This is a genomic window from Rhizobacter sp. P3_B12, assembly GCF_056402895.1.
The window spans coordinates 1-3,164 of the sequence record NZ_JBFUGN010000740.1 but is presented as its reverse complement, the minus strand read 5'-3'; the positions used below and the strand labels follow the sequence as shown (position 1 = coordinate 3,164).

General features: G+C 75.0%; 3 protein-coding genes. 1 reads left to right on the top strand and 2 read right to left on the bottom strand.

The window, feature by feature from the left end; genetic code table 11:
* A partial coding sequence (locus AC1D01_RS27225) for a pyridoxamine 5'-phosphate oxidase family protein (RefSeq protein WP_477871944.1) occupies nt 1-692 on the top strand: 692 nt, incomplete at its 5' end.
* Nucleotides 693-704: 12 nt separating this feature from the next.
* Here AC1D01_RS27225 and AC1D01_RS27220 read toward each other — a convergent pair.
* Both AC1D01_RS27220 and AC1D01_RS27215 read right to left on the bottom strand, forming a co-directional pair.
* Entirely contained in the window at nt 705-2,072 is a 1,368-nt protein-coding gene (locus AC1D01_RS27220) for a hypothetical protein (RefSeq protein WP_477871942.1), read from the bottom strand.
* On the bottom strand, nt 2,069-3,164 hold a 1,096-nt coding region (locus AC1D01_RS27215; protein WP_477871940.1), incomplete at its 5' end, for a GNAT family N-acetyltransferase. The genes AC1D01_RS27220 and AC1D01_RS27215, both read right to left, overlap by 4 nt.

Genomic DNA, 3,164 nt, shown 5'->3' with positions numbered 1-3,164 from the left:
ACCTGGCCGTCGGCGACCCGATCGGCCTGCTGGGCCTGGAGCCGCACACGCGGCGGCGCAACCGGCTGAACGGGACGGTGACGCAGCTGGACGCCGCGCGCATCGAGGTGCAGGTCGACGCGAGCTTCGGCAACTGCCCGCAGTACATCCAGGCGCGCGAAGCGCTGCCGGCCGAGCCGGCTGCTTCGGCGGCGCGACCGGAGGCCACGCTGCTGGGTCCGCAGCTGAGCCCGCAGGCAAGCGCGCTGGTGCGCCGGGCGGACACGCTGTTCATCGCGTCGGCCTCACCGCATGCGCGCGGCGAGGCGGGCGCGGACGGTGTCGATGTCTCGCACCGCGGCGGCCGGCCGGGCTTCGTGCGGGTCGAGACGGTCGGTGCGCACAGCGTGCTGACGATCCCCGATTTCCGCGGCAACCGGCTCTTCAACACGCTCGGCAACATCGCGGCCCACCCGCACGCCGGGCTGCTGTTCATCGACTACGAGCACGGCGACGTGCTGCAGCTGACCGGCGACGCCGAGCTGGTCTGGGACGGCCCCGAGCTGCAGGCCTTCGCCGGCGCGCAGCGGCTGCTGCGGGTGCAGGTGCAGGCCGCCGTGTGGCGGCCGCAGGCGCTGCCGCTGCGCTGGTCGGCGGCCGAGTTCGCGCCGCAGCTCGCGGCCACCGGGCGCTGGGCCGATCCGGCCGGCTGAGCCAGCGCCGGTCTACGTGGCCTTGGCCAGCTGCAGCGCAGGCGTCAGCAAGGCGAGGTGCGCATCGAGTGCCTGCTGCGCGGCTGCCAGGGTGCCGGCACCTTCGAGGCGGGTGTCGTCACGCTCATCGTCGCGCCGCACCTGCGAGGGGGTGGCGTCAGCGGCCGGCGGCGTTGCGCTGCGCTGCGCCTGGACGGCTTGCTCCAGCGGGGCGCGCAGCTCATGGCCGGGCGGCAGCTCCTGTGCATAGGCGCGCCAGAAGTCGAGGCTCGCTTGCGACATCGGGTTCGGCGGCGCGGCCGTCGCGACCGCGGGATGGTCCTGCCCCGGGAGCACCGTCCGCGGTTCGAGCATCTGCTGCAGCGTGGCGATCGGGACGGCGCTCGATGGCGGAGGCTGCGAGGGCGCGGTTGACCGCGATGGCACCCGTCCCGGCGCCGGGCGCGCCGAGGGCGCCGCCGCACGCGAAGGAGAAGGCGGAGCCGGAGTCGGTACGTGCGCCTCATCGCCGGAGACCGACGCCTGCCGCACCGGTGCGGGGACCGGGGCGAAAACGCGGACGGGTGCAGCAGGCAGCGTCGCCCCTTCGCGCAGACCCTGTTCGAACAGCTGGCGTGCCGACCTGCCCTCGTCGCCGGGCGGATCCACGGCGCGCGGCGCATCGTGCACCACGGCCCGCGCCTCGCGCCAGCCGGCCTCGAAGTCGGACGCCACCGCGGGATCGGCCGGGCGAGCCGGCGTCGACACCGGTGGCGTCGGGCGTGTCGGGCGTGTCGCAGCCGGCCGCGGCATCGGTGGCTGCACGCGCTGCGGCACCCCCTCGTCGACCGGCCTCGAGGCGGCGGCGGCGGCTGGACGCTGCTCCGCGATCGAGGCCCGCGTGGGCGCGGCCGCAGACGCCGACGCGATCACCGGCGCACGCGATGGCCTGGCCCGAGACGGCGGCGCCCCGCGGGCCGGTTCTCGCGCAGGCATCGGTGAAGACGCTGGCATCGCTCGCGGATCGGTGTCCGTGGACGGGGATGGCAGGTGCAGCGCAGTGACAGGCGCAGCGGGATGCGAAGACGACCGCAGCGGCGATAGCGATAGCGATGGCGATGGCGGCAACGGCGCATCAGCAGGCTCGGCGGCAGCGTCTTCCCGAGGCGGCTCGTCCGGCTCGACCGGGCACACGGGGAGCTGCGGCAGGCCGTCGTCGAGCGCAGCCTGCACCGCGGCCTTGAACACCGCTTCCTCGCGCAACTCCAGTTGCGCGGACACCGACTGCGAGGCCTCGGCCCGGACCACCTCGTCGACCTGGTGCCGCCGGCGCATGCTCTCGGCAAGCAGCGCCGCGCGGGCCTCCTCAGCGCGGCGACGATCGTCCGACACGGTGCTCACGACAACCCCGATCCGCCGACCGGGTCCGGATCGGGCTCGAAGTCGGTCGCCTGCTCTTCGCGCACGTGGTAGTCGCGCAGCACCTCCATCGCGTCGACGTCCACGCCCGGCGCCGTCAGGACCAGGTAGTGCAGCGGCTCCTTGTCGCTGCGCCGGCGCACCGGCAGGCGCCGGAAGCCGATGCGTTCCAGCGCACGCCTCGAGCGCACGTTGTCGCCATAGACCGAGGTCAGCAGGCAGTCGACGCCGTTGCGCAGCGCGAACTCGCACAGCAGCGCACCGGCCCGGGCCRCGAAGCCACGCCCCTGGTGATCGATGCCGATCCAGAAATAGAAGAAGCCCGCGCGCGCCCAGCGGTACACGCCGGTGTGGCCGACGAAGCCGTGCTCCGCATGCATCACGGCGTAGTCCATGCGGTCGGTCTCGCGGCGCCGCTCGTCGACCCAGGTCGCCGCATCGCGCTTCTCGTCGATCGGATCGAACCCCGACATCACCGCGATCTGCGGATCGCGGAACTGGTGGCCGAGTGCCGGTGCATGGCTGCCGTCGAGCGGCTCCAGCGCCAGCCCGCCCGGCTGCCGCGCGATGCAGCGCAGCCAGCCGCCGGGCGCTTCGTCCCAGCCAGCCAGGCGCTCGTCCAGGCGCTGCTGCACGTCGCGCGCCAGCGGGTCGTCCGGCCGGCACGCGAGCGCTGCCGCGGCATGGCGCAAGGCGGCCTCGAGATCGCCGCTGCAGGACTCGCACCACGCGAGCTGCGCGAGGTCGGGCGCACTCGGCCCGTGCACCGCCAGGCCGCGCAGCCAGACCCGCCGCGCGAAGCCCCATTCGGCGATGCGCATCGCCGACAGCGCGACATCGCGGAACAGCGGCGGCGCATCCGGCGACGGCAGGTGCTGCGCCCAGACGCAGCGCAGCGCTTCGGCCCAGGCCTCGCGGTCGACGCCGCTGCGCCCGAGCCAGCGCAGGTGCAGGTCGGGGCAGGCCGCCGCGAACACGCGCGGATCGTGGTGGGCGCGCCGCAGCACCACCAGGCCCGCGGCCGCGCCGGCGTCGCGCACCGCGGCACGCATCACGCGCGCGAGCGCCGCGCCA